This is a genomic window from Shewanella marinintestina (genome assembly GCF_023283845.1).
Taxonomy (GTDB): domain Bacteria; phylum Pseudomonadota; class Gammaproteobacteria; order Enterobacterales; family Shewanellaceae; genus Shewanella; species Shewanella marinintestina.
In genome coordinates, this window is sequence record NZ_JAKILC010000006.1 from 222,681 (window position 1) to 246,392 (window position 23,712).

Annotated in this window: 24 protein-coding genes; 12 read left to right on the forward strand and 12 right to left on the reverse strand. The window is 41.6% G+C overall.

From position 1 onward, the window contains the following. Window positions 1-145 precede the first annotated feature (145 nt). The 3 genes from luxS to L2747_RS08915 form a co-directional block, all read right to left on the reverse strand. A complete protein-coding gene (luxS, locus tag L2747_RS08905) occupies window positions 146-655 on the reverse strand; it encodes an S-ribosylhomocysteine lyase (protein WP_248998700.1) in 510 nt (169 codons plus the stop codon). 800 nt (window positions 656-1,455) lie between these two features. Next, window positions 1,456-1,755: a BolA family protein gene (locus tag L2747_RS08910; protein ID WP_248998701.1), complete on the reverse strand. Its 300-nt coding sequence runs from the start codon at window positions 1,753-1,755 to the stop codon at window positions 1,456-1,458. 180 nt (window positions 1,756-1,935) lie between these two features. Further along, on the reverse strand, window positions 1,936-2,550 hold the full coding sequence (locus L2747_RS08915; RefSeq protein ID WP_248998759.1) for an alpha-ketoglutarate-dependent dioxygenase AlkB family protein: 615 nt from the start codon (window positions 2,548-2,550) through the stop codon (window positions 1,936-1,938). 248 nt (window positions 2,551-2,798) lie between these two features. Between L2747_RS08915 and L2747_RS08920 the strand changes: the two genes are divergently transcribed. Continuing rightward, a complete protein-coding gene (locus L2747_RS08920; RefSeq protein ID WP_248998702.1) occupies window positions 2,799-4,043 on the forward strand; it encodes a methyltransferase in 1,245 nt (414 codons plus the stop codon). 64 nt (window positions 4,044-4,107) lie between these two features. On the opposite strand, the gene L2747_RS08925 is transcribed toward L2747_RS08920, so the two are convergent. From L2747_RS08925 to L2747_RS08940, 4 genes are all read right to left on the reverse strand, one after another. Continuing rightward, window positions 4,108-5,031 carry a sterol desaturase family protein gene (locus L2747_RS08925; RefSeq protein ID WP_248998703.1) on the reverse strand — a complete coding sequence of 308 codons (924 nt, stop codon included), beginning with the start codon at window positions 5,029-5,031 and terminating at the stop codon, window positions 4,108-4,110. A 99-nt stretch (window positions 5,032-5,130) separates the two neighbouring features. Beyond that, window positions 5,131-6,198, reverse strand: coding sequence for a DUF2804 domain-containing protein (locus L2747_RS08930; RefSeq protein WP_248998704.1), 1,068 nt, complete (start codon window positions 6,196-6,198; stop codon window positions 5,131-5,133). 141 nt (window positions 6,199-6,339) lie between these two features. Continuing rightward, complete coding sequence (locus tag L2747_RS08935; protein WP_248998705.1) at window positions 6,340-6,900, reverse strand: porin family protein; 561 nt, start codon at window positions 6,898-6,900, stop codon at window positions 6,340-6,342. 297 nt (window positions 6,901-7,197) lie between these two features. Continuing rightward, complete coding sequence (locus L2747_RS08940) at window positions 7,198-7,755, reverse strand: porin family protein (protein WP_248998706.1); 558 nt, start codon at window positions 7,753-7,755, stop codon at window positions 7,198-7,200. A gap of 228 nt (window positions 7,756-7,983) precedes the next feature. Between L2747_RS08940 and L2747_RS08945 the strand changes: the two genes are divergently transcribed. The 5 genes from L2747_RS08945 to L2747_RS08965 all read left to right on the forward strand — a co-directional run bounded on the left by L2747_RS08945 (window position 7,984) and on the right by L2747_RS08965 (window position 11,715). Continuing rightward, window positions 7,984-8,550 (forward strand): YajG family lipoprotein, encoded by a 567-nt coding sequence (locus L2747_RS08945; RefSeq protein WP_248998707.1) that lies wholly within the window; start codon window positions 7,984-7,986, stop codon window positions 8,548-8,550. A 25-nt stretch (window positions 8,551-8,575) separates the two neighbouring features. Further along, window positions 8,576-9,172 carry a peptidylprolyl isomerase gene (locus L2747_RS08950; protein ID WP_248998708.1) on the forward strand — a complete coding sequence of 199 codons (597 nt, stop codon included), beginning with the start codon at window positions 8,576-8,578 and terminating at the stop codon, window positions 9,170-9,172. A gap of 132 nt (window positions 9,173-9,304) precedes the next feature. Further along, entirely contained in the window at window positions 9,305-9,625 is a 321-nt protein-coding gene (locus L2747_RS08955) for a hypothetical protein (RefSeq protein ID WP_248998709.1), read from the forward strand. Between the two features lie 227 nt (window positions 9,626-9,852). Then, the gene (locus L2747_RS08960) at window positions 9,853-11,268 is read left to right on the forward strand and encodes an AmpG family muropeptide MFS transporter (RefSeq protein WP_248998710.1); all 1,416 of its coding nucleotides are present in this window, start codon (window positions 9,853-9,855) and stop codon (window positions 11,266-11,268) included. A gap of 207 nt (window positions 11,269-11,475) precedes the next feature. Continuing rightward, window positions 11,476-11,715, forward strand: coding sequence for a hypothetical protein (locus tag L2747_RS08965; protein WP_248998711.1), 240 nt, complete (start codon window positions 11,476-11,478; stop codon window positions 11,713-11,715). Window positions 11,716-11,774: 59 nt separating this feature from the next. Here L2747_RS08965 and L2747_RS08970 read toward each other — a convergent pair whose 3' ends face one another. Continuing rightward, window positions 11,775-12,260, reverse strand: a complete 486-nt coding sequence (locus L2747_RS08970; protein ID WP_220764780.1) for a YajQ family cyclic di-GMP-binding protein — start codon at window positions 12,258-12,260, stop codon at window positions 11,775-11,777. Window positions 12,261-12,358: 98 nt separating this feature from the next. Between L2747_RS08970 and L2747_RS08975 the strand changes: the two genes are divergently transcribed. The 5 genes from L2747_RS08975 to L2747_RS08995 all read left to right on the forward strand — a co-directional run bounded on the left by L2747_RS08975 (window position 12,359) and on the right by L2747_RS08995 (window position 16,470). Beyond that, window positions 12,359-12,790: a VanZ family protein gene (locus L2747_RS08975; RefSeq protein WP_283107231.1), complete on the forward strand. Its 432-nt coding sequence runs from the start codon at window positions 12,359-12,361 to the stop codon at window positions 12,788-12,790. A 39-nt stretch (window positions 12,791-12,829) separates the two neighbouring features. Further along, window positions 12,830-13,840, forward strand: a complete 1,011-nt coding sequence (locus tag L2747_RS08980) for a ketopantoate reductase family protein (RefSeq protein WP_248998712.1) — start codon at window positions 12,830-12,832, stop codon at window positions 13,838-13,840. Between the two features lie 241 nt (window positions 13,841-14,081). Continuing rightward, a complete protein-coding gene (locus L2747_RS08985; RefSeq protein WP_248998713.1) occupies window positions 14,082-15,581 on the forward strand; it encodes a sodium-dependent transporter in 1,500 nt (499 codons plus the stop codon). A gap of 20 nt (window positions 15,582-15,601) precedes the next feature. Continuing rightward, the gene (locus tag L2747_RS08990) at window positions 15,602-15,682 is read left to right on the forward strand and encodes a MetS family NSS transporter small subunit (protein ID WP_248998761.1); all 81 of its coding nucleotides are present in this window, start codon (window positions 15,602-15,604) and stop codon (window positions 15,680-15,682) included. 89 nt (window positions 15,683-15,771) lie between these two features. Continuing rightward, on the forward strand, window positions 15,772-16,470 hold the full coding sequence (locus L2747_RS08995) for a phosphatase PAP2 family protein (protein ID WP_248998714.1): 699 nt from the start codon (window positions 15,772-15,774) through the stop codon (window positions 16,468-16,470). A gap of 12 nt (window positions 16,471-16,482) precedes the next feature. Here the strand turns inward: L2747_RS08995 and L2747_RS09000 are convergent, their stop codons facing one another. From L2747_RS09000 to L2747_RS09015, 4 genes are all read right to left on the reverse strand, one after another. Further along, a complete protein-coding gene (locus L2747_RS09000; protein ID WP_248998715.1) occupies window positions 16,483-17,358 on the reverse strand; it encodes a DMT family transporter in 876 nt (291 codons plus the stop codon). A gap of 184 nt (window positions 17,359-17,542) precedes the next feature. Then, entirely contained in the window at window positions 17,543-18,778 is a 1,236-nt protein-coding gene (locus L2747_RS09005) for a DUF819 family protein (RefSeq protein ID WP_248998716.1), read from the reverse strand. Between the two features lie 47 nt (window positions 18,779-18,825). Further along, a complete protein-coding gene (locus L2747_RS09010; protein ID WP_248998717.1) occupies window positions 18,826-19,710 on the reverse strand; it encodes a LysR substrate-binding domain-containing protein in 885 nt (294 codons plus the stop codon). A 661-nt stretch (window positions 19,711-20,371) separates the two neighbouring features. Beyond that, a complete protein-coding gene (locus L2747_RS09015) occupies window positions 20,372-21,679 on the reverse strand; it encodes an OprD family outer membrane porin (protein ID WP_248998718.1) in 1,308 nt (435 codons plus the stop codon). 242 nt (window positions 21,680-21,921) lie between these two features. Between L2747_RS09015 and L2747_RS09020 the strand changes: the two genes are divergently transcribed. Further along, entirely contained in the window at window positions 21,922-23,697 is a 1,776-nt protein-coding gene (locus tag L2747_RS09020) for a flavocytochrome c (protein WP_248998719.1), read from the forward strand. Window positions 23,698-23,712 lie beyond the last annotated feature (15 nt).

Consider the following 23,712-nt stretch of genomic DNA (forward strand, 5'->3'; position numbering starts at 1 on the left):
CAGAGGGATAATTGAACTAACAATAGCGAATGATTTCAATGCGTGCGCCAATAAGCTTTATCAGACAATTAAGCGATCAGCACAAAAAAAGCAGCCTAAGCTGCTTTTTCGTATATTTTAGCCATTTCTCTATCGGTTTATTCCATTAGAGGCCTTTTAAAATCTCTTCACTTAGGCTGAGGTCATCATTACGGTTAACGTTAATCCCTGCCGCAATAATATTACGTGCTATCGTTTTTGCTTGATCGAGTGAATGCATCTCATAAGTACCACACTGATACTCATTTAGCTCCGGGATCTCTGATTGCTCAGCAACCTTTAGTACATCTTGCATAGCCGCTAACCACGAGTCAGCGACAACAGACTCGCTAGGAGTGCCGATTAAGCTCATATAAAAACCTGTGCGGCAGCCCATTGGTGAGATATCGATAATTTCAATGTCACCACCATTTAAATGATCACGCATAAAGCCGGCAAAAAGGTGTTCTAACGTGTGTATGCCGCGCTCACTCAAAATATCTTTATTTGGCACACAAAAACGTAGATCAAATACAGTGATTGTATCGCCCTTAGGTGTGGCCATTGATTTAGCTACACGCACTGCAGGTGCGTTCATACGAGTATGGTCAACGGTAAAACTATCTAATAACGGCATGGCAATTCTCCAAATTCACCTAAGTAATCTACACTCACAAAGCCTCTGTGCTCGTGAACCTATTTATTTGTTAGCTCTACCCACTGTTGGCAGCAAAGGCTATTTTTATAGCAAATGATACTTACCCAGCATAAGCTTGTAGTCAACTAGAACTATCACAAAGATTTTTCATCGTTATCTCTTTTCTAACATTTATGACTTCTCTTCCCCAAACCTTAGCAGGATAAACTAGTGCTTAATTGCTTGATTAGTTTCACTACCACCCAGAGCCTAGAGGCTGATGTTACCTTAGTTATATGACAATGATGGTAGCACTCCCTTAGAGGCATTAGCGCCTAATACCAATCAGTATAAGAATTTGATCAGCTCAGAACGATTTTTGGCAAACTAATTCAAGGCGAATAGCTGTAATAATGGTTATTCCCTTATAAATCTATTCAACGCAGAAGTAGGCAGCCAAAAACGTTCCAAACTGGCGAGTTTTAGCGATTCTGATGCTGTGACTCTTAATAAACAAAGAGGGAACTTGAACGTAGAATAACTATGCCCTTCGCTCGTTGCGAGCTGCATGGATGCAGCGAATGTCATTAAAGCACGACTATAGTAGAGTAACGCAGGAGCAGTTACCGAGGAGTACTTAATGACCTTGCCTCAAAACCGCTAAACTCTCGCTGAGCGACTAAATGTTTATACTGATTGGTATAAATAGCCCTCCCCTAAAATCCACATACGAAAAAGCCACAGCAAATTGCCATGGCTTTAGATTACCTAACCGTCTTGTCCTAAATGTGTTTACACATTTAACCTTTACATTTAGGTGAAGCTGGTACGTCTGTTTCAGCAGCCCACTCTTGTGGCGTGTATGTGTGCATTGATAATGCATGTAAGCCTTGAGCAAACTCCTCAGCTAATGCCTCATTTACCGCACGATGACGGCCAATTAAGCGCTTACCTTCAAAGTCACTACTCGTCACAATGACTTTAAAGTGTGTTTCAGAGTTTGGTGGTACATGGTGATTATGGCTTTCGTTAATCACTTCTAAATGCGACGGCGATAAGGCCGCGGTGAGTTTTTCGGTAATGATCTGTGCTACTGACATAACGATGTTCTCGAATAAGGCATAAATGCGATTGCGGCAGAGTACTGCTATCGCCTTTAAAGATCAACTCATGGCACCATTGGCCTGTCGGCATACGACTTACAATAAACGATAACTAAGAGCTCACTTTAGAGAACCACCAAAACAAGCTAAGTAACTATCAAAGCTGTGCACCACTAATTATTTTAATTGATGGTAATTGACGATTAACTGCCTGAAAGTAAAGTTTATCCTAGACTCACTAACCTTTAAGCGTTTAGGTAATGAATGCTCCCAATCTTTTTGCATTGGCCAATGCATTATCAGCAGATCACCACTTTCCAAATAGAAGCAATGTTTTTGCTGTGTCTGCTTATGGCGAACAAAAAAGTCACGACTAGCTCCCACTGTAACCGAAGCAATATCGCTGCTAGGTGCTATCTCTTTTTCATCATCACTATGCCAGCCCATAGATTCATGACCATTAGCATAGCGATTAACTAATACGCCATTACTCAATAAGCCAAATTCTCGTTCCAGTTTATGGCGCAATTTTTGTGCATAATGCGGCCAAGGCTGCGCCTCAATAAATAGACCTGAATAAAAATAGTCACAGCCTAGATCAGCAAACCAAATTTGACTGCGAGGAATAGGATGGCTTTTACCATAAACCATAACTTCTGGGCGGGTTAACGGGTAACTATCAGCCTCTTTCAACAGCGCATTTTGTTGTTTTAAGTTGAGATAGCCTTTAATTAATGTACAAGGAGGCGAAAGCTTGCTTTGGCTTTGAGAGGTAACATCTCTATTAGACATCAAACCTGATTTGTCACTTGTTAGTAATAGAGCGCTATCGCAGTTAGAAAGGTTAGTTGGCTCTTTACCTGTTTCAGCTACTTTTTGCTGCTCAAAATTCAAGTCTACCTGCTTCATCTTAGCCTCTATTTTTGCTCTATTAATCATAATCACTCACAGAGTCAAAAAAGTCCCTTATCCACATCATATACCTGAGATCATAAATCTGCGATAATATGCGCCCTAATTTATTTGGTACTTATTGGCATATGACTACACAACTTTCTGTATCGGGTATAGAACTCGAACTCTTCCGTTACCCTAGCAGACAAGAATCGAATCTGCAGGCATGGGACGCTGCCGATGAGCACCTTATAAAACATCTAATCGATACTGAACAAAGCGTTGTAAATACCGCGATTATCAATGATAACTTTGGTGCGATCACTGCTGGGTTGTTATCTATTGATCCAAGCTGGCCGCTAACCTTAGAAACTGATGCGAAAACAAGTTTATTAGGTACAAACCAAAACCTTGAGCGTAACCAGTTAGCTACTGACACAATCAGTTGGGTCAACAGTCGTGATGAGTTACCACATGAGCTTGAGCTGGTATTGATGAAACTACCTAAAAATCTAAACTATTTTGCCCACCAGCTAAGTAGACTATCTCAGGTATTGCCAGCAGGTACTCAAGTTCTGATTGGCGCTAAAGCTAAATCAATTAATAAATCTTTATTAGAAACCATTAGCCAAAACCTAGGTCCTGCAAGTGCGAGCCTGACTTGGAAAAAGACTCGAGTTATTACCTGTATTAGTGATGGCAAGGCGCGTTCGTTACCAAAATCTACCACTTGGTCTGTAGCTGAGTTTAAACTGCAGATCAGTAACATGAGTAACGTATTTGCAGCCAACAAGCTCGATATTGGTGCTCGCATCATGCTTGATAATATGCCAAAGGGTGACTTTAAATCTATTGTCGACTTAGGTTGTGGTAACGGTATTTTAGGTCTGCATGCTAAACAAGTTTTCCCTGAAGCTTACATTCATTTTATCGATGACTCTGAAATGGCTGTAGCATCTGCAAGAGAAAACTGGCTAGCCAATAAACTTGATAATCCAGCATTAGTCGGTGAGCAAGCAACCTTTGGCTGGGATGACTGCTTAACTAATATGAGCGAAGGCTTCCGCCCAGATCTTGTGTTATGCAACCCACCATTTCATCAAGGTGAGGCCATCACCGACCATATTGCTTGGCAAATGTTTTTAGACGCTTTTAGACGTTTGAAAAACGGCGGCATTTTGCATGTTGTTGGTAACCGGCACCTGGCTTACCACGTAAAACTACAACGGATTTTCAAAAACTGCACTACAGTGGCATCGAACGGTAAGTTCGTTATTCTGCAAGCGCAGAAGATTAGTAAAAAAGCGCAAGATCCTGATGACTGTGCTATCGATATAAACGACGATAAGCCACATCCACAAAGCGCGCTTTACGGTAAGCCAAAAGCTTAATCAATATTGATTAGCTTTATACAACAAAATGGTGAGCAAAGTGCTCACCATTTTGTATAGTCAACTATTCAGTTTCTATCACAGGATCTCGACTTTCATCCGATTTTTCAGCACAGTTAACTGTCATAGCCGCTGGTTCTGACGTCGCAGGCGGAGCAAACAAAGCGCTAAACCGCTGAGACAACGTACGATTCGCTGCAAAAAACTCAGAAAACATATCTCGCCACTCAGTAAAGGTGACCACTAACGGGTTGAAACTATTGACGGGTTTAGTGATCCCATACTCGACAGTCTCTACCTCTTTCTCGTAGGTTCCAAAAAAACGATCCCAGATAATCAAAATACCTGCATAGTTTTTATCAATATATTGAGGGTTACGCCCATGATGTACTCTGTGGTGTGATGGCGTGTTAATGACCCATTCCAATATACCTAATGATCTAACCGCCTGAGTGTGCACAAAAAACTGCAATCCTAAATTTAATAGCACAACAAAGACAACCCAGTTAGGGTCAAACCCAACAACCACTAGCGGCAACCAAAAAACCCACATGCCAGCGAATGGGTACATTAAACTTTGGCGAAATGCCGTACTAAAGTTCATATTCTCTGAGCTATGGTGAGCCACATGAGCAGCCCACATCCAGCGGATCCTGTGGCTAGCTCGATGGAACCAGTAATAACAAAAGTCCTGCGCTACCATTAACACCACAAATGTCATTACATTCATTTCAATATCAAATAAACGCCAACCAAAAAACATCAAATATAACTTTGCGATAAGCAAACCAGCCAAGATATCCGTTAATTGATGCATTGCGGCTAAAGCAAAATTACAAAGTACCTCGGGTAATTGATAGCGGGCATTAAGCGGCAATTTATTTTGTCTATCTCCCATATACCACTCTAGCAATATACAGATGAAAAACACTGGTGCCAGTACTAGCAACAATACTTCTGGGTGCGCGATAAGTGCGTTAAAATCCATCTTTTATTGTCCTTATTGTCCTTATACTGAACTCTCTTTTAAGCCTGTCGTTTATTAAACGCAATTGAGTTCATTAAGCCATTACACGTAACGGTCGTTTTACCAACGTGCAAAATGGTCTTCTGTTAGCCCTAATACCTTTTGTAGCTGATGTTTTTGGCCAAAATTATCCGTAATCACGCCGTCAAAATAGCCTAAATATTGTCTAAAATTACTCTTTAACAGCCATAAGTTTAGCTTTTCTTTACGGCAATCTTTAGGTGTAAACCTCAAATCAACCTGACCATTTTCAGAATAAATCCGCCACGACTTTGCAGGCTCCATATCACTAATTTGCCGAATAAAATCAAAATGAACCGCACCAAGCAAATGACGTTCACCGTTGCACCAAAATACGTTTTCATGGCAACCAGTCTCATTAACTCCTGCTGCCAAGTTCAATCCGATAGATGATCCGTCCTTGGTTAAACTGTTTATGCTTGCCCAGCGCCAACTGGTTTCGCGGCGCATATAGCCAGCACTGAAGTCATAGCCAGCAGCTGCGCGCTGCAACGGCTGAGGCTCATGGTTAATCACTAAGCTCCCCGACACTTTTAATGCATTATGTTTTTGAGTATATGTCCAACCGCTGTAACCCGTTGGGTTACACATAGCCATAGGCAAACTGAGAGGTTCTGGTTGTAAATGCAAATTTGCCTCAATGCCCAAAGTATTAAGCTTTAGCTGCCAGACACCTTGTTCAATAACAAATTCAATACTGCCCTTTGCACTTTTTATTTTGCCGACACCTTGCATGGGCGACTCTGAAGTTTGATACCCCAGCCCTAAAGGCTTTAGCCAATTGACTTCAATAAGTTGATTTTGTTCAATATCGTAGAGATAGCAAAAGGCACTGCCGACATAGCGAATATCCGCCAGTGCGACACCAATAACGTAATGAGGGGTCACTATGCTAATAAACTGGAATTGCTTGTAATCGAAATGCTTCGCCCAACTCGATGCAGGTTTATCCATTTCATTAAAGTAGCCAAAGTGTTTGACACCAAGCTCCGTTACGGGACCATCAAAATGACCATATATCGCATGGCCTCTATCATCGATTAAACGCTGCGGCGCTGCAGAACTGGTTAATAATTTGGGCGTCCACTGGGCTGTATTCGTAGACATAAGTGTTAGGTCCTTAAGCTTACTTGACCTTTTACTCTAACTGGAACTGGCTCAGGTTAAAAGCGGTTAACCACATTTTTGTTACTAACATGTAAACTAATAAAAGACTTATTCTTTTAGCGCTTTTTAAGCTACCACAGCTTAAAAGCGGTAATTAACTCCTACCGAAAAATTATTGACCCTCATCTCTTGAATAGGCAGATATTGGTACTCCGCAGTAACGCCAACTCCTGACTTAAAGTCCATCCCCCACCCAACGGCCACGAACATATCAGAGCCATGACTCGATACTTCCCGTGAAGGTTCTTGGTTCCAAATATTCGTTATCTTGTACTTTAGGTGGGACTGAGTCACTCCGACTTTAGCAAATAGCTTATTAGCTTGTGACAGGTAAACGTGGCTATAAGCCGAGGCCCTAACTCCGGTATAACGCATATCTCTTACATCAAATAACACGCCACCTAATGTGCTCAATACTCCGCCGGTTCCTGCATAGGTCGCTGCTTCAATACCAAAATGTTCCGATAACATATAGCGGTAAAATAACTCAGTATTAATCCCGTCACTAACGCCGATCTCTTCACCATCAACTGATTCAAAATCTTGTAGACCAATACCTACTCCAGTCCCAATAACATGCTCAGCTTGAACTGGTACGCATGCTACTGTCGCTATGACGGCAAGCGTCAATCTCAATTTCATCGCTACACTCTATAATCACCATTATACGTCTTAGGCTACTCAATTGGCCTTAAGCTCAATTTAAGTCACGCCTAAGCAGTCTTAATTTGGCGAACAGTAAGCCACTTCCCAAACAAACTCAGCGACAGTGTAGCCGTTGTAAATCTGCAATAAAGTATCACTATAGCCAAGAGCCTTCATGTTCCTCTTGTTGATATGCAAGATTTATTTGCCATAAAAATGTGTTATCTAGCGGTATGAAATCAAGAGTCAATCATAAAAATAGCGCCTTAAATCGCGCTATTTAGTTGGTAATGGTTAAAAACGGTAACTGATACCAATACTCAAATTTTGTACTGTCAGTTCTTGAATTGGGATATATTGATATTCAATGTTCATGCCTAAATCTGAGTTAAACCTAATCCCCCATCCCACAGCTGTATACAGATCTACACCATTGTCACTTAAAGACCTTACTCCACCATTACCGCCTTCTAAATCATAGCTAAGTTCATTCGCGCTGGCCCCCAGCTTAGCGTAAAGGCGGTTGCTTTGAGAGAGCATATATTCGCCATATAGAGCTGTTCTAAATCCCTTATATTCAATGCTATTTACTTTGGTTATTATCCCTACAAACGCGCTCATAATGCCGCCACTACCAGAAAGGTAGCCCGCTTCAACACCAAAGTTATCGTGCCACATATAACGATAATAAATGTCATACATAACATTATCACCGCTTGTTGAGCTATCGCTTGTGATCCCCTCAAAATCTTGAGAACCATACCCCACATTAGCGCCCATAATATGATCGCCTTGAGCAGCCATTGCATCGCCACAGAGTAACCCAGCAACCAGCAAAGAAAGTATTCGCATATTAACTCCTTTAAATACGCTTTTAGAACAACAGTGAAACGCTCAGTTTATAAATAAATTAACGCTTCTCATCTATCAATTTCGCCATACTACAATAAGTTCTCGAGATTAATCCATAAGCAATATTAGCAACCGGTAAGCAACGATAAAAAGAGCAGCGTAGCTGCTGGAATACCAACGTTATTCTGGTATGCTGATAGCATCAAACATTTGTCTATGATAGTGAAAATGAAACGTTTACTTTTACTTATAACTGCAGCCATATCTGTAGTAGGTTGTGCTAACCAAGGGCCATCTCATATCGCACTTAATCCAGAAGTCCCTGCGATTGAACTACAAACGGAGTCGGCACTTCCCGTCGCACTTGAGACTATCGATACACGCTCAGCGAACTTTATCGTCCGCTTTAATGACGGCGACAAAGCTGCACGCTTAGTGAGCCCGTCAGAAGCTCCACGAGTACAAATGGATCAAGTATTCAGGGATGGATTTACTCAAGCTGGCTACCGCATTGACCCTGGCTCTGTTAAACATATGCAGATCCAGTTAGAGCAACTGCTTACCGACGTTGACGAGGGTACCTTTGGTTTTGAAGCAAATAGCCAAGTGATCATTAATGTTATTGCTAAAAACGCTAATCAAGAACTGACTAAACGCTACCGCGCGAAAGGACTATTGAAAGGCCCATTCGGTGCTGACTTTGCTACGCTTGAACTAGAGATGAATAAGCTCATTGGCGAGTTAACTCAAAATATTATTAACGACCCAGAGCTGAATCAGTTTATTCAGCAATAAGTCTCAGCTTATAAAAGGACATATTATGAAAGCTTGGATTTTAAAATCACTTGCGTCTGTGAGTTTATTGTTTGCAAGTCAGGTTTGCTATGCAGTAGACATTCAGCCTAATACGCTTTATCCGCAAGTCGCACTAGAAACCAGCATGGGGAAAATCGTTGTAGAGCTTGATAGAACTCGCGCACCAATAACAGTTGATAACTTTCTCACCTATGTTGTTAAAGGCCATTACGATAATACCCTATTCCATCGTGTTATCGCTGACTTTGTTGTGCAAGGTGGCGGCTTAGATTTAAACAAACAAGAAAAGCCAACCGCCGATTTAATTGTTAATGAGTCAGGTAATGGCCTATCTAATTTAACCGGCACTATTGCAATGGCCCGTGAAGCAGAGCCTCATACAGCTAGTAGTCAATTCTACTTTAATGTGGTCGACAATGAGAAATTAGATCCCTCTTCTCGCCGTTGGGGTTATGCTGTATTTGGTGAAGTAACTGAGGGGATGGATGTACTACAAGCCATGTCTTTAGTCCCTACTGAATTTAATACCACTGTTGACTGGCCTGATTTTCCGGTACAAGACATCGTATTAAAGAAGGCAACGTTATTACCACGTAACTAATCAGTAATTAGATCATGCGTATTTTAGGCGTGTTTAAATTTGAAACAATTTTGAATTTTTTTGAAATTTTTTGAGTCAAAGTTCAAAGTTGATGCCTATACTTATTGGCGTATATGATAAAGAGGCGGCTCAATGACGGCGGATGAATTCATTGATGGTAAGGCGCCCCAACTGGCTTTCTACGGAAAAGCATTTTTGAGCGATAAGCTCGACTTCAACGAAATCCAGTTATATCTATGGGACACCCTTGAAGAATGGCAGACGTACAATCATCAGGGTGATGCGCAAACAGATATGGAACGTGTGTTCTGGCACTTGTTACACGCCTTTGATAGGTGGCCCAGCTGGGCAATTAGAGGAAATCAATTTTTGCGCAAGCAAGTTGATGACTGCTGTGATTACTTAAGTCTAGGCGGGCAAATTCCTCAAGGTTGTATCGGGATCAGACCTTGAATCCAAAGCTGTAATATCACATCAAAAAGTAAGTAAAACCCAAACCATTAATTGGTTTGGGTTTTTTATTGTCTTTAAATGAAGTAAATCTAGTGCAGGTATTAACCCCTCCGGCAGTAATCACTATCGTGAAGTAAAAAACATTATTGTACCCTTGAACCCTGGCACCGTCCTACGTAAGCTAGTTGAACTCATTGTTATTTCCCTACCTTAGGTGGTTCGCCCCCGTGCATTCTTTCTTTTCGCGTTTTAAAGACGCTGCATCAATTTATTGTCATAAACGGGTTCTTATCCTGTTATTGCTCGGTTTTTCCGCAGGCCTACCGTTAATGTTGGTATTCTCAACGTTGTCGTTCTGGCTTCGGGAAGCTGGTGTTGACCGTACAGCAATTGGTTACTTTAGCTGGATAGCACTAGCTTATGGGTTTAAGTGGGCTTGGTCACCACTTGTCGACAGAATGTCGCTTCCTATATTCACTCGACTATTGGGGCGCCGACGCGGCTGGATGATGTTTGCCCAACTTTTACTTGTAGCAGCGATTGTCGGAATGAGTCAAAGTGACCCGTTAGCAGATCTTGAAAGGCTAGCACTATTTGCGCTAATGGTTGCATTTGCCTCTGCTACACAAGATATTGTTATTGACGCATTTCGGATTGAGTCTGCTCCTGTAAAAATGCAGGCGGCACTTGCCGCCGCTTACCAGGTCGGGTACCGCAGCGCCATGATTGTAGCTACAGCAGGTGCATTAACTATTGCTGCTTGGATAGAGCCCAATAGCGAAGCATACAGTTTAACGTCTTGGCAAACCGCATATATAGTGATGGCAGGACTTATGTCTATTGGTATATTAACCACCCTATTTAGCACCGAGCCCACCGTTGAGACAAAAACCGTCGATAATCAAGAAGCTGAGTTAAAAGACAGATTCTCCAAACGCTATCCAAGAGTCATTGCAGCTAGCCTATCTTGGCTTTACACCGCAAGCGTACTACCTTTTATCGACTTCTTTAAACGCTACGGTCGCAGTGCGATTTTAATTTTGTTACTTATTTCTTGTTATCGGATCTCCGACATTGTGATGGGGATTATGGCTAATGTATTTTATGTCGATATGGGCTTTTCAAAAACAGAAATTGCTACATTGAGTAAAATTTACGGCCTAATAATGACCTTAGTTGGTGCCGGAGCTGGCGGATTATTGATTGCACGCTACGGCACAATGAAGATCCTTTTCTTAGGAGCCTTGCTTGTCGCTGTGACTAACTTATTGTTCGCCTATCAAGCCATGATTGGCTACAACGTTAGCTTTTTAACCTTTGCTATTTCAGTGGATAATTTCAGTGCTGGTATTGCCACCGCGGCCTTTATTGCTTACCTATCGAGCTTAACCAGCAGCGGGTATAGTGCTACTCAATATGCCCTGCTATCATCAATTATGTTGCTCTTCCCTAAATTCGTAGCAGGATTCTCAGGTGCTTATATCGATGCCTATGACTACGTTAGTTTCTTTATTGCAGCCAGCTTAATCGGTTTCCCAGTGCTTGGACTCATACTACTGGTACAAAAGTATGCACCTAACCCCAACCAAAGTGAGCCAAACGATATCGTGAAGCAAGATAAGCCAAAAGAGCTAGGAAGCTAAAATAAGCCCTATCGTTAGCTGTTATTTTACCCGGTGGCATAAATAACCAACAAATGAGCAAAATAGTTGATTGATGTGATTCGAAATATTTAAATTTGCCATAAAAAAATCATAAAGCATTGAGATAAATGAAATTAATTTATTGGCACTTTAATTGCTTACATGTATTCATAATGTAACTAACTTGGAATAGTAAAGGGAAAAAATATGGATATGGATATTGGTCAAATTATTATTGTTGCGATTATTGTTTTTGCCATCTTTGGAACTGACTTTTTTAAATATCGCTTTCGTATGAAGCAGCTTGAAGCAAAAATCGATAGCAGTGATAAAATGAAGCTTATTGATGAGGTAAAAAGTATCCAACACCGTTTAGTGGTTTTGGAAAAGATTATTACCGACAAAGGCTATGAGGTTAACGAAGAAATAAATAAACTCAAAGGTTAGCCTTAAAGCAAGGGCTGCCAATTTGGCAGCCCTAATCGAGAATCATACCGTTCAGTTGATTAATCTCTGAAGTTATTAAACTGGAATGGTTGACCTAGTTCAGACTCACGAGCCAAAGCCATAACCTGCTGCAGATCATCACGCTTCTTACCTGTAACGCGCACTGAATCACCTTGAATAGATGATTGGACTTTTAGCTTGCTGTCTTTAATTAGTTTCACTAACTTTTTGGCGACTAAGGTTTCAATACCTTCTTTAAACTTCACTTTTAAAGAGAATGTTTTACCACTGTGTACCGCTTTTTCGTCAACATCCATCGACTTAGGATCGACATCACGCTTACTCATTTGCATACGCAAAATATCAACTAACTGACGGCACTGGAAGTCATCTTCAGCCGTTAAAGTCACTACGTGATCTTTGTACTCGATGCTGGCTTCTTTACCGCGAAAATCAAAGCGGCCTTTCAGTTCACGCACTGAGTTATCAACCGCGTTACGCAGTTCAACTTCATTTACTTCTGAAACAATATCCATTGAAGGCATAAGTTTGGTCCTTAAAAAATGTCTGTTGCGGTATTTTACGCATTGAGCCTCTGAACTTGAAGCAAATAAACCACTAATTATGACGAAATCTCGCCTTAATGGTGACTTTGGCTATGGGTTTTCTTATGATTAACCCAAATAACTCAAATGACGATAACGTGATAACTAGACAAACAATTTTTAAATGGGCACTTGCTGTAACACTCATAGTGGTAAGTTATCTGGTTTTTTCCAAGCCTAACTATTATCCAACAGGGATCCCTTATTTTGATAAAATGGGCCATGTTGGTAGTTTTTTTGTTTTGTCTTACCTTACTTATTTAGCCTTTAAGCCAAAGTGGTATGTACTTGCTGTGATCTTGGCCTGCTACGCGGTGTTTATTGAAATAGTTCAATCTCAGCTTTCCTACCGTAGCGCTTCAATTGGCGATTTTATTGCCGATATGGTTGGTATATCTCTGTTCTACATTACTCACTGGTTATATTGTCGTTATATTAAAGTCACCAAATTAATAGAACCGAGTAATTAGTCATTACACTGATAACGTTTTACAAGTTTAAAGCCACTAATGCGCCACAATTTAAGGGCCTACACGCCAATGTCGCTATCGAGTTCGTCTCAATCTAATGTTTCTCAAATTGCTAGCACCAATAAGCAAATAACTATCTTAGGCGCTGGTGCCATTGGCCAGCTTATTTACCACCAACTACAAAGTGTGCCAAGCCTTTATAAGCTAAACCTAATTGGTCGAGAAGATAACTCATCAACGCTTCCCCTTGCCTTTACTGGCATGAATGGACAAATAAATAATCGTGACGCGCTCCTTATCGGCGCTAATGATTGCCCGAAAATGTTGGCCAATACCGCACTGTTGATAGTTTGTGTCAAAGCTTACCAAGTCAAATCAGCATTGGAAGCTGTTATCAACGATTTGCCGTACGATGCCCATATATTGATGCTCCACAATGGCATGGGACCGCACATTGAAATAGAATCGATTCTAAACGGGCGAGGATTAAGTTTAGGTACAACCTCACAAGCTGCACTCAAGTTAAGTACGTATCACGTCCAGCAAACTGGCACGGGTTTAACTCAAATCGGCCCATTTACAGCACCAGCCTTAGATCATCAAATCCAAAACACACTACTGAAAGCCATTACCAATAGTGAGTGGCATCAAGATATTTTGCCATTACTTTGGCAAAAACTGGCAGTAAACGTAGCAATAAACCCACTAACAGCTATTAATAACTGTACCAATGGCGAGCTTAACGATAAAAAATATCGAGACGTTATTTACAATGCTGTCAATGAGTTGGTTATGGTGGCTAAAGCAGATGGTATATCATTAACACTAGAAAATTTACTTGAACGGGTTTATCAAGTTATTAAGCTGACAGCAAATAACCTATCCTCAATGCACCAAGATGTGTACCACCAGCGAGCAACTGAAATCAACGCTATTAATGGTTTTGTTGTTGCACGAGGCAAGGCTCTTCGAATCAATACCCCTTATAATCAGCAGCTACTTAAGCAGGTTCAGCAGATAGAAGCAAAATATCAGCCTGCATCACTATAGCTTAGTCATCCCGTGTACTCTCGCTCATGTAGAGAGCCAGCCAAGTCACCGCAGGGCTAAACTGAGTATTCATCTAGAGTTACAAATTTAAAATACAACCACTCACTCCACCTTACATGCTCTATGTTTACGGTTTACTTTAGCTTTAGTCCCTGCAAGTTCTTCAATCCTGACTAAAATTAATAAAAATGAGATTTCTTATACTTATTGCTATTACACAAGGCGAGGACAGGCGTAAATAATGCAAAGAGAGCAATGGAACTCAAGGACAGGCTTTATTCTTGCTGCAGTGGGATCAGCTATTGGCTTAGGAAATATTTGGCGCTTTCCTTATATGGCGTATGAAAACGGCGGCGGAGCCTTTTTCATCCCCTACCTTTTCGCCATGTTAACCGCCGGGATTCCATTTATGATTATGGAGTTTAGCCTAGGGCATAAGTATCGCGGCGCAGCGCCTCGAGTCTTTGCCAGATTGGGAGATTCTCTCGGGATTAAACTTGAATGGCTAGGTTGGTTCCAAGTATTTATTGCTACTGTTATCGCTATCTACTATGTAGCTATTATAGGCTGGGCTATCTCCTATTTTTCGTTCTCTATTACCCAAAGCTGGGGAACCGACACGAATGCCTTTTTCTTCAAAGAATACTTACAACTCGGCGATAACTCCCCCACAAAGCTAGGCTCCATGCAGTTTCATATTGCTATCCCCATGGCGATAGCTTGGAGTATTACGACCCTTGCGGTATACAGTGGTGTAAAAGGCGGTATCGAACGTGCCAGCAAAATCATGATGCCACTGCTTTTCATCATGGTACTACTTTTTATCACCAGAATTGTGTTTCTTCCTGGCGCCCTAGAAGGGCTTAATTACCTATTCAGGCCAGATTTCAGCATGATTTGGGATGCTAAAGTTTGGTCAGCGGCATACGGGCAGATATTTTTCACCTTAAGTGTCGGCTTTGCCATCATGTTGGCTTACTCTAGCTACCTACCAGAGAAATCCGATATTAATAACAATGCCTTTATGACGGTATTAATTAACTGTGGCTTCTCTATTTTAGGCGGCATCATGATTTTTGCGGTTCTTGGCTATATGGCTGAGGAGCAAGCCAAGCCGATAACGGATGTGGTTTCATCAGGTGTAGGTCTAGCTTTTGTTACCATCCCTGCCGCTATTAATTTACTGCCAGCCCCCTACATCTTAGGACCACTATTCTTCTTAGCTTTAGTGGTTGCAGGGATAAGCTCACATATCTCAATTATTGAGGCAGTGGTCTCTGCGGTCATGGATAAACTGTCGTTGTCACGCAAAAAAGCGGCATTATTGGTTTGTGGTACGGGCTTTGTTGTCTCTATGGCATTTTCTAGTAATGGCGGCTTGCTACTGTTAGATCTTGTCGATTACTTTATCAATAACATCGCCTTGCTCTCTAGCTGCCTGATAGAGCTTATTATCCTTGCCTGGTTATTTAAGATTGCCGATATTCGTGATTATGCCAATCGCTGCAGCGAATTCAGTATCGGCAAGTGGATGGAGATCTGTCTGCGCTTTATCGGCCCTATCATGCTTGCAATTATTCTGGTTAAAAACCTGATCACGACATTAACCGACGGCTATGGCGACTACCCTATTGCAGATCAACTATTTCTCGGCTGGGGGCTGGTGGCAAGCATGCTGTTTACCGCTATCTTTATCAGTGTCATTTCCGGCAACAATATTTCAAAGGAGCCAAAGCCATGAGCACTGGTGCTATTATCATGATGATATTCGCTTTGCTACTAACCTGGGGTGGGGCTGCAATTTGTATTTCAATCGCGATGAAGGCCTCAAATAAAGAGTGACGATAACATCTACTAGGCTTTTATCGCTTGTCGTAGTCGCCAAGGCTCCCTAAACTGTTTGCCTACTCGCCACAGATTAATATTGTTTGATGACCCCTAGCATACGCCCAGAAGCCGAAGATAAAGAACTCCAAGATAAGCTCCGACCTATGACTCTGCCACTAAGAAACTGTTTCTGGCTCTACCTTGCCAGCTGCTGTTTAATTGTTTTCAGCGTACTGTTTCTCGATCGACCTATTTCGACTTGGATGCATTTAAATGTCGATGCTAGTGATATTTTCAAACCACTGAGCCAAATGCCGCTGCTATTTGAAACATTAACAGCGCTGATTATTCTTGGCTGTATTAAGCCCAAATTCCGTCAGCAATATGCAAACTTCGCACTGGCATTAACTTTCACCGTCATTACTGCAACAATGGTCAGATTAGCGGCAAAATTTATATTTGGCCGCACTTGGCCAGAAACCTGGATCCATACCACAGCGGGCAGTAACCCCTCCTGGATCCATAATGGGGTAGAAAGCTTTCATCCCTTTGCCATAGGGCCTGCCTATAATTCATTTCCCTCCGGACACGCCCTGTTCACTTTCGCATTGGTAAGCGTATTTTGGTGGCGCTTTCCAAAGTTATATTGGCTATGGTTACTGGCGATGATAGGCGCTATAGCGGGTCAATTAGGCCAGAATTATCACTTCCTTGGTGACTTGATTGCGGGTGCAACTCTTGGGATTTTATGTGCGCAGTTCTCTATTGCTCTGAGCAAAAAACGGCTCAAACACAAAAGGTAAAGTGAGTGACAACTAACCCCACATCACTAATATTGCAGCGACCGCAATTAGAATCAGCGCCAGCATATCCTTAACCTTTACCTTATCTTTTAGCCATAGCATTGCGATAAGTAAGGTAAAGAACACCTCAACTTGGCCAAGCGTTTTAACATAAGGCACAGCTTGTAGCGACATAGCACTAAACCAACCAATTGAACCAATACAGCTTGTAGCACTAGTTAATAACGTCAGTTTGGGCCTTTGCATTAAGCCCTCAAGGGTATTTTTATCAACAAGACTTGAGTAAATAAGCAGAGCTGTGGTTTGAATCGCAATCACAAATAGCAGCACCCAAGCCGCGCGGTGCGGAAATGGTAAATCGAGATTTAAACTTGCTTCTCGTACCCAGAGTGAGGTCAGCGCAAAGGCAGCTCCGCAGGCAAGCCCAAGTAATATAGTCGCAAAAGAAAGCTGTTTAACGCCGCCTTTACTACTCAGCATAAATACCGCGATACCACCTATCAGCACGCCTATCCAACCTAAAAGCGATAGCTCGGTGCCAAAAAATACCACTCCTAAAATCGCTGCAACTATGGCTTCACTCTTTGCAAGTCCAGCTCCCACGGCAAAATTTTTCATTTTGAATAGTTTCACCATTAAGGCCGTTGCTAGTATTTGCATTGCCGATGCGCCCAACACATAGGCACTAAACTTAAGAGTGATAAAAGGCAATCCCACTGGCTGCCACGCGTATAACCCCGCCAAGTAGAACATCGCTATCGGCGTAGCCCAAATAAAGCGCGCAAGCGTCACACCTGCGATATTGACGTCTTTACTTAATAGACTTTGAAACGCATTGCGCCACGCCTGCATAAAGGCTGCAAGAAAAGTAAAAAATATCCAACTCATCAACCATTCCAACACTTAATCTTGAATCTAAAGAGGCATTAGTATGCACTTTATTAATAATAAAATCTGGAAGTTAGTTGATACTCGCTATCACGAAAAAGAATAAGCTAAACGAGGAACTGCAGTGATGCGGTAATAAATTAACTTAAATAAAGAAGCCCACTGAAATAGCAGGCTTAACACTTCAGCCAGGTGTCACAAGTCGCAATAACTCACCGCAAACCCAAGCCATATAGGTAGCTAGAGCATAACCTAATACAGACAACAGCACTGCGACTGGCGCAAAACCTTTGTGAAAAGCAATAGCAACCACTGGCGATGATGCCGCGCCGCCTAAATTACATTGGCTGGCTATCGCCATATATGCAACAGGAGAGCGGGTGATTAAGCCTATAGCAATAACTAAAAGTGCGTGGATCAGCAGCCATAAAAAGCCAATAATGAAGTAAATAGGAAAATCAGCGATAGCAGTAATATCCATTTGTAATCCCATAATAGCGATTAAAAAGTACAACATCATCGATGCGACATTTGAAGCTCCCACATATTCTAAGTCGCGCACCTTAGTGTATGACAGCAACACACTAACGCATGTCACTATTATTACGATCCAAAAGAATTCAGAAGTTAAACTAAACTTTGCCAGCTCAGGGTATTCACGCTCAAAAAATGGCACCAATAAATCAGCGCCTCCATGTCCAACTCCCATAACGCCAAAGCCCACAGCAAAAATCAGCATAAAATCTGTTAATTGTGGCATCCGCTTAACTTGCTTTTCAAGGGCGGCAGCTGACTGCTGCAAAACCGCTAAACCGCTAGTATTTGCGCCGAGTTTATTATCAATCACAGCCGCATGTTTCGCGCAAAAGAGTAGAAATGACATCCAAATAGCAGAGAACACTACATTGACGGTGATCATTATCGAAAAGATGCCATCGCCTACTGCAAACACCTCTTTCATGGCTAACTGATTAGCAGTGCCACCGACCCAATTGCCGGCCAATGTTGCCATACCGCGCCACGCAGCATCACTGCCAGACCAAGTAATTGAGTCTGGCACCAGAGTCGCAAAGCCATATAGCACTATAGGACCGCCTATAATAACGCCAACACCACCGACTAGAAACAAAAGAATCAGTTTAGGGCCAAGCTGAAGAATCGCCTTTAAATCAACGCTAATAATCAATAAACAGAGACAAGCGGGCATAAGGTAACGCGAAGAGATAGCTGCAAGTTGGCTATCAGTTGGATCGATTAAACCTGTGGCATTGAATAATGACGGCAGAAAGTAGCACATTACCATCACAGGCATAAATCGATATAGCTTTTGCCAAAATGGCTGTTTTAGCTTGCTGGTATAAAAAATTGCACCGAGTAATAGTGCTATGAGTCCAAAAATTACGGGGTCAGCGGTGATCACGAAAATTCTCCGGCAGTGCGGCTGTTATCGTGATAAAAGCCGCCTTACTAACAATCTGTATTACAAAACGCTAAAAACTTACTGGCCAGCTCTCCAAGCGCTTCATTCTCACGCGTGATCGCCCAGTACTGACGCTGGTGATCCCAACAAGGTAAGTCAAGTTCGATTAATTCTCCACGCTCGACTTCTTCAACCACGGCTAACCAAGGCAAAACACTTACCCCTATTCCGGTACCAATTGCACGCTTAATTGCGCCCATTGTTGTCATGGTCAGTTCTTGCTCAATATTAACTTTGGCACTTTTCAGCAATTGAACCGCTCTAATACGTGAAATAGAGTTAGTTTCATCAAGCACCCACAACTCTTGCGATAACCGTTCGGCAGATATTGGCTCTGCAGCAATAGGGTTGGTGCGCGCGGTGACAATACAAATTTTGTCTTTAAGCCACTTAGTGCTGTTTAGGTTCTGACTACCGGGTTTGGCATCAATAAAACCCAAATCCAGCTCTTTTTCACTCACCATCTGTTCGATAGTAATACTATTACCAACAACTAGCTTAATATCTACCGAAGGAAACTCCTTCTTAAATAGAGGGATTTTACGCGATAACACATAGTTACCCGCAGTTTTACTGCTACCCACTTTCAAGCTACCACGTATGCCATTAGATTGTTCAGAGAACATCTGCTCAAGCTGCATACCTTTTGAGAGCATTTCATTGGCATACGGCAAAATCACTTTACCGTTATCATTGATCACTAAACCATTACTGTTGCGATCAAATAAGCGACTCCCTAGTGAGCCTTCTAGGTCTTTCAATGCCATGCTTACCGCTGGCACAGACATGTGCAGATCTTTCGCCGCTTTAGAGATCTGTCCACTGTGATGAATGGCTTTAAATATAGTGAGTTGCTTTAGCGTGATTCTCATATTTTTATCTTATTTTTCGGGCTCCACTAAAGTATATCGAAACCACAATTTAAGATTAAATTAATCCTATTTAAAAGTATGGAACTGTTAACTAGGTACAAAGTTAGCCGTTTATTTGACCTGAGACCGCTAAAGTAAGCACTCACATGTATAGTTAGAAACGTTCAGCTATAAAGGTCATCCTGCAGTTATTAAGCCCTTAACTCTTAAATACACTTGAGTAAGTAGCTAGGATTACACTAATTATTAGCTCTATCTGTTATTTTTAAATCAAAGCCTAATTATCGAAATCATCGCTATGGTAAATAAAGCTATAGACGTCTTTTTTAGGGTACACTTTAACTTACCAACACAAAAAACATATAACCAAACACTAAACCAGCCACTAAAAAAAGCTAAACTATGCAATCAAGTCAAGTCCAAGAACAATACACAAATCTTTCTATTAAAAATTTAATAGAAAAAACTAATAGAAAGACCACCCAACTAAAACAACAATAAAGACCACTCAATTAAAAAACATACTAAACATAGATAGGAACTCACTAATCAATTAACAAACTCTCACCCCCAATCTATTAATAAAATAAAGCGGCTATTTTAATCGACACCGCTTTATATTTCTCAATATATATAAATTGATTATTAAAGTTAAAATAGATTAAAACTTAAAGCTGTAATCAATATAAACGCGGTGGTCCACGTTATCACCTTTAACCCCTTGAACTGAACCTATCTCAGTAGATTGATAATCAGCATACAAATAGCGTAAGGATAAACCTTTTACCATAGGCAATTTATAGCGTGTATCGATAGCAAAAAACTTCTCTTCCGCTTCACCTTTACTCGCGTCAGCAGCGTTTTCAATATCAGTACCTTTGGCGTAGGTAATCTTAGTCGTTAACCCGTCAAAACTAGAGTTTAGTTTGCCGAAATCAACACCTACACGGGCTAGCCAAACCGATTCATTAGCATTGGTAAAATCCGGGCCGATTGGAGCGCGAGTGGGTAGTGGGTTTGAACCGTGGTCGCCTTTGTAGTTATCTTCAATCCAGATCTCTCCAGTTTGGCTGAAGGCTACTCCCAGGCTAAATGCATGAACTTTATAGTCCGCATCGAGAAACCACACAGAACCATCGTTGCTTTCAATACCGTCAATATTCTTATCACCGCTCTCAGCAAACAAGGCGCCATTATCAGACGAAGTGAAATAACCACCAGAAAGTTTTAGCTTTCCTTGACCTATTGTATCCACATAACTACCACGTAAACCGAACTTTTCCAGGTAATCATCAGACACCATATACTCTACATCAGCGCTAAATTTACCTTGTTTAAACTGAGCACCTACACCCCAAATAAGGTCAATCTGAGGACCATCTGTATCTGCTGCAAAATCTGTCCACTCATCGCTATTACGGCCACTCCATTGGTCAAATGCGTAACCATATACTTTAACTGAATCAAGTGCTTGGTAAGAGCCTGTTAAACCACGAAAACTACTTGGAATAGCGCGACTCGTTGAAGTGCTGAAAAACATTTGCTTAGTTTTTTGATAACCCAGTTTAAGCGAAAGCCCTTCTGTTGGTAACACTTCAACATAGGCCTGACCTATTTTACCAAAGGCACTTTCAACATTATTTTCATCATTTGGATCATCCGGCATAATACCAGGCGCATTATCTGTCCCGCTTGAATTTATATTTGCAACCCCATAAGCAGATAATCCAACTTTAAACCAATCAGAGATCTTACCTGACTGATAATTAAGTTCTAACGCCTGCGCTAATGTATTACTGTCCTTATCAGGGGTTTCATCATATTCACGGTCAAAGAATATTGTACGTGTTTTTATTTCTAAAGAGTCATTATCTGTTATACCATCAAGCGCGTAAGCATTGCCTAAAAGAGTAAACTGACTTAACAATGCTAATGAAATAGCCGATAGTTTTATTTTTCTGTTCATCATCCAACACCTGTTATTTTATATTTGTTAAAAAGTATATGAGGATGTTTTATTTTCATTGTTGACAATGATCACACCAAAGCCCTGCAAATAGCATTTTAAGAAAATTTTAAACAGGTTTAATAAAAACTGAGCCAACTACCTAATATGATATAGGTCTAAGTTTTATATTATTTAAATGATTAACCTAGCTCCAAATCAGGGTGGCAGCAAAACACCTGAATAACAAAACTATGGAGCAAATGATGAAACTAAATAAAATCAGTTCGATAATGGCAGTATTGCTATTAACTTCGGGCGCTGCAGTTGCGAAAAGCAATGATCTTGCAGGTTTCCATGCCGATATGGCTGGTTGTGACTCTTGCCACGTATCTGCCAAATTAAAAGATATCAAAAAAGGCTTAACTGACAGCCAAACACATGAAAACGCCCAATGTAAATCTTGTCATGGCTCTTATGAAGACCTTGCCAATGACAAACTCGCATTTGATCCGCATACATCACACTTAGGTGATATTAACTGTACCTCTTGCCACACTGCGCACGCTAAACCACAGCTAACATGTAATAACTGCCATAACTTTGAAATGGATATGCCATTCGCTGATTCAAAAGCGAAAAAGAAATGGGATGGTTCATGGGATCAAGCCAAAATTCAAAAGGCTATCGATAAAGGCCCAGTTGAAACTGTGGATGTCATCATTGTAGGTGGTGGTTCAGCGGGCTTTAACGCAGCAATTTCAGCTAAAGAAGCTGGCGCGAAAGTCGTGCTATTTGAAAAGGCTGCCTACACTGGCGGCAACTCTATGCTTGCTGCTGGTGGTATTAACGCTGTAGGTACACCACAACAAAAAGCCAAAGGCATTGAAGATACAGTTGAATGGTATGCAGAAGATGCCATGAAAGGCGGCCGTTACCAAAACGATCCTAAGCTAGTTAAGATCTTAGCTGAAGAGTCTGCAGGCGCTGTAGCATGGCTTGAATCTTTAGGCGCTAATATGAACGATTTAAAACGTTCTGGTGGTGCACGAGTAGAACGTACTCACCGTCCATCTGGTGGCGCTTCAGTTGGTCCACACATTATCGATACTTTACGTAAAGCTGCCGACAAGCGTGATATTCCTGTACGCGTCAATTCACGCGTTGAGAAGATTGTACTCAACGATGACCAATCTATTGCAGGTGTTGTCGTTCATGGCCGTCACAGCGGTTACAACATGATCGCTGCTGACTCAGTTGTACTGGCTACCGGTGGATACGGCATGAACAAAGAGATGGTGTCTTACTATCGTCCAACCATGAAAGATATGACTAGTTCTAACAACGTGACAGCAACTGGCGATGGTATCTTGCTAGCCAAAGAAATTGGCGCATCGATGACTGATATCGACTGGGTTCAAGCGCACCCAACAATCGGTAAAGATAGCCGTATTCTAATCTCCGAAACTGTACGTGGTGTGGGCGCTATCATGGTTAATACCGATGGTGAGCGCTTTATTAATGAACTAACAACCCGTGACCGTGCATCTGACGCAATCCTTAAGCAAAAAGATCAATACGCTTGGTTAGTGTTCGATGAGCAATTAGTTGAAAAGAAAAAGATGGTTCGCGGCTATGAGCATCTTGGCATGCTAAGCAAAGCAAACACCATTGCTGAACTCGCTAAAATCACTGGTATGAGCCAACTAGAAGTCACTGCAACTGAGTACAACAAGTACCAAGCAAGTGGCAAAGATACAGCCTTTAGTCGTGAAGATATGCCGTTAGATCTTAGCAAACCACCTTTCTACGCCGTTAAGGTTGCTCCTGGTATTCACCACACAATGGGCGGTGTAGCAGTTGATACCGAAACTAACGTGTTGAACCTACAAAGCTGGAAAATGCCTGGTCTATTTGCTGCAGGCGAAGTAACTGGCGGTGTACATGGCTATAACCGTCTAGGCGGTAATGCGATTGCCGATACCGTAGTATTTGGTCGTAAAGCGGGTGAAAACGCCGCTAAACACGCACTCGCTAAGTAACACCTATCACCATCA

Coding starts and splice junctions, on each gene's coding strand:
- L2747_RS08925 (WP_248998703.1), bottom strand. CDS start 5,031: ATGGATTTTAACGCACTTATCGCGCACCCAGAAGTATTGTTGCTAGTA.
- L2747_RS08965 (WP_248998711.1), top strand. CDS start 11,476: ATGGATATGGATATTGGTCAAATTATTATTGTTGCGATTATTGTTTTT.
- L2747_RS09000 (WP_248998715.1), bottom strand. CDS start 17,358: ATGAGTTGGATATTTTTTACTTTTCTTGCAGCCTTTATGCAGGCGTGG.
- L2747_RS08980 (WP_248998712.1), top strand. CDS start 12,830: ATGCGCCACAATTTAAGGGCCTACACGCCAATGTCGCTATCGAGTTCG.
- L2747_RS08955 (WP_248998709.1), top strand. CDS start 9,305: ATGACGGCGGATGAATTCATTGATGGTAAGGCGCCCCAACTGGCTTTC.
- L2747_RS08910 (WP_248998701.1), bottom strand. CDS start 1,755: ATGTCAGTAGCACAGATCATTACCGAAAAACTCACCGCGGCCTTATCG.
- L2747_RS08975 (WP_283107231.1), top strand. CDS start 12,359: ATGGTGACTTTGGCTATGGGTTTTCTTATGATTAACCCAAATAACTCA.
- luxS (WP_248998700.1), bottom strand. CDS start 655: ATGCCGTTATTAGATAGTTTTACCGTTGACCATACTCGTATGAACGCA.
- L2747_RS08970 (WP_220764780.1), bottom strand. CDS start 12,260: ATGCCTTCAATGGATATTGTTTCAGAAGTAAATGAAGTTGAACTGCGT.
- L2747_RS09015 (WP_248998718.1), bottom strand. CDS start 21,679: ATGATGAACAGAAAAATAAAACTATCGGCTATTTCATTAGCATTGTTA.
- L2747_RS09020 (WP_248998719.1), top strand. CDS start 21,922: ATGAAACTAAATAAAATCAGTTCGATAATGGCAGTATTGCTATTAACT.
- L2747_RS08995 (WP_248998714.1), top strand. CDS start 15,772: ATGACCCCTAGCATACGCCCAGAAGCCGAAGATAAAGAACTCCAAGAT.
- L2747_RS08950 (WP_248998708.1), top strand. CDS start 8,576: ATGAAAGCTTGGATTTTAAAATCACTTGCGTCTGTGAGTTTATTGTTT.
- L2747_RS08940 (WP_248998706.1), bottom strand. CDS start 7,755: ATGCGAATACTTTCTTTGCTGGTTGCTGGGTTACTCTGTGGCGATGCA.
- L2747_RS08945 (WP_248998707.1), top strand. CDS start 7,984: ATGAAACGTTTACTTTTACTTATAACTGCAGCCATATCTGTAGTAGGT.
- L2747_RS08935 (WP_248998705.1), bottom strand. CDS start 6,900: ATGAAATTGAGATTGACGCTTGCCGTCATAGCGACAGTAGCATGCGTA.
- L2747_RS08990 (WP_248998761.1), top strand. CDS start 15,602: ATGATATTCGCTTTGCTACTAACCTGGGGTGGGGCTGCAATTTGTATT.
- L2747_RS08985 (WP_248998713.1), top strand. CDS start 14,082: ATGCAAAGAGAGCAATGGAACTCAAGGACAGGCTTTATTCTTGCTGCA.
- L2747_RS08915 (WP_248998759.1), bottom strand. CDS start 2,550: ATGTCTAATAGAGATGTTACCTCTCAAAGCCAAAGCAAGCTTTCGCCT.
- L2747_RS08920 (WP_248998702.1), top strand. CDS start 2,799: ATGACTACACAACTTTCTGTATCGGGTATAGAACTCGAACTCTTCCGT.
- L2747_RS08930 (WP_248998704.1), bottom strand. CDS start 6,198: ATGTCTACGAATACAGCCCAGTGGACGCCCAAATTATTAACCAGTTCT.
- L2747_RS09010 (WP_248998717.1), bottom strand. CDS start 19,710: ATGAGAATCACGCTAAAGCAACTCACTATATTTAAAGCCATTCATCAC.